Here is a 1,857-nt window from a genome sequence, read left to right as displayed (position 1 = left end):
GTTATGGGAATAGAACTTTTTGGTTTAGAAAGTGGTTTGTACATGGGTCTTGCCTGTTGCATTGCATATCTATTATCTGGTTCAGTAGGAATTTATAGTTCTCAAAACTCAAAAGGAACCAAATACTATTTGTACGAACGTTTTAAAAGAGCAAACTTGAGACATTTGTAATTGCTTTAAAGCTATTCCTGTTTCCCTATAAATAATAATTCAAATAATTGAAAAGCTTGTTTGGATTCATTTCAAAACAAGGTTTTCTTTATTTTTTATTTAACTTATTTTAATCTTTCTTCGTACATTTTTAGTAATTGTGTCACTGTATTCCAATTTCTAATTGTAGCTGAAACATTTAGTTTTTTTTCAATATATTTTTGATCAAAACGAGTTTTTCCAGCTCCTACTGCATATTTGATAAAAATTCGATTTCCATCAATTCGAGCTTCGTCAGGTTTGAATTGACTTATCTTTAAATCATTAATGTTTTCCGACTTTAATTCAACAGAAACAAAAGCAACGTACAGTTTTTTAATATCTACTTCTTTTTCTTTCATGAAAGAGTTATTAGTAAAACAAGCTTCTAAATCGGCTTTATTAATAACAATCACAGGAACTTCATGTCCAAAAGCCTTGAATATTTCTTGTTTGATTTGAAAACCAACTTTCGCAGCATTTTCTTCTTCGGAATCTACAAAAACATTCCCAGACTGAATATAGGTTTGCACATTGATCAAACCTATTCCTTCCAAAGTGGTTTTCAAAACCTCCATTTTCATCATATTGTGGCCTGAAACATTGATACCACGCAGCAAGCATAAGTGAGTTGTCATTTGTTATTTTATTTATTTTTCAAAGATATTAGTTTGAAAATGAATTCCAAATTATCATCTACTTCATAGAGATTTAAAAAATGTATTTATAAAAAAAAAGGTAAAATAACTCATGGTATATACATACTCGATCTAAGTAGCGTTTCTTAATTTAAAAACAAAAAACTATCTTCGCTTTAGTTTCAATTGATCCCAATTTTTTATTTTTAAATGAACAATCTTCTACAAACTCCTATCGAATATCTCAAAGGCGTTGGCCCTCATCGAGGCGAATTATTTCGTAAGGAATTGGGCATTCATAAATATAAGGATTTAATCAATCTGTATCCCAACCGCTATATTGATCGTACGCGTTATTACAAAATCAACGAACTGCAAAACACCGTTGCCGAAGTTCAAATTATCGGTAAAATTGTGCATCTTAAAACGGTGGAATTTGGTAAGAACCGTAAACGATTAGTTGCTACTCTTATTGATGATACTGGACAGATGGAACTAGTTTGGTTTCAGGGACATAAATGGATTAAAGAATCCCTGAAGTTGAATGAAATCATTGTTGTTTTTGGTAAATGCACTTCATTTAATGGCGCATTCAACATGGCACATCCAGAAATGGAACCGCTATCCGAACACCAACAAAGTTTGCGTTCAGCCATGCAACCCGTATATCCTTCGACTGAAAAGTTAACCAATAAGGGGATTACCAACAAAGTAGTCAATAAGCTGATGCAACAATTGTTTCAAGAAGCACAAACTTTATTTTCAGAAACTTTACCCGATTACCTTATTCAAGAATTAAAGTTGATTTCTAAGCGTGAAGCGTTGTTCAATATCCATTTTCCAACCAGTGCCGAAGCTTTGGCGAAAGCCCAGTTTCGTTTAAAATTTGAAGAACTTTTCTATATCCAGATTCAGTTAATCCTGAAAAACCTGATTCAGAAACACAAAATAAAAGGTCATCCTTTTACAAAAGTGGGCGACTATTTTAATGATTTCTATCAAAATCATTTGCCGTTTAATCTCACAGGTG

At 32.1% G+C, this 1,857-nt stretch carries 2 protein-coding genes; one reads left to right on the top strand and one right to left on the bottom strand.

Annotated features, from left to right (window positions below; translation table 11 throughout):
• Nucleotides 1–275: 275 nt before the first annotated feature.
• Nucleotides 276–827: a DUF1697 domain-containing protein gene (locus WBQ70_RS14225; RefSeq protein WP_423915348.1), complete on the bottom strand. Its 552-nt coding sequence runs from the start codon at nt 825–827 to the stop codon at nt 276–278.
• Between the two features lie 210 nt (nt 828–1,037).
• Between WBQ70_RS14225 and WBQ70_RS14220 the strand changes: the two genes are divergently transcribed.
• On the top strand, nt 1,038–1,857 hold an 820-nt coding region (locus WBQ70_RS14220), incomplete at its 3' end, for an OB-fold nucleic acid binding domain-containing protein (RefSeq protein WP_423915347.1).

This window comes from Flavobacterium sp., from assembly GCF_049590715.1.
Taxonomy (GTDB): Bacteria; Bacteroidota; Bacteroidia; order Flavobacteriales; family Flavobacteriaceae; genus Flavobacterium.
Note: the sequence above shows the minus strand (reverse complement) of the source record. Positions and strands in the feature narration are given on the sequence as shown.

What these genes read in the sequence shown, in the direction of transcription:
- WBQ70_RS14225 (WP_423915348.1), bottom strand. Translation starts at nt 827, where the DNA reads ATGACAACTCACTTATGCTTGCTGCGTGGTATCAATGTTTCAGGCCAC.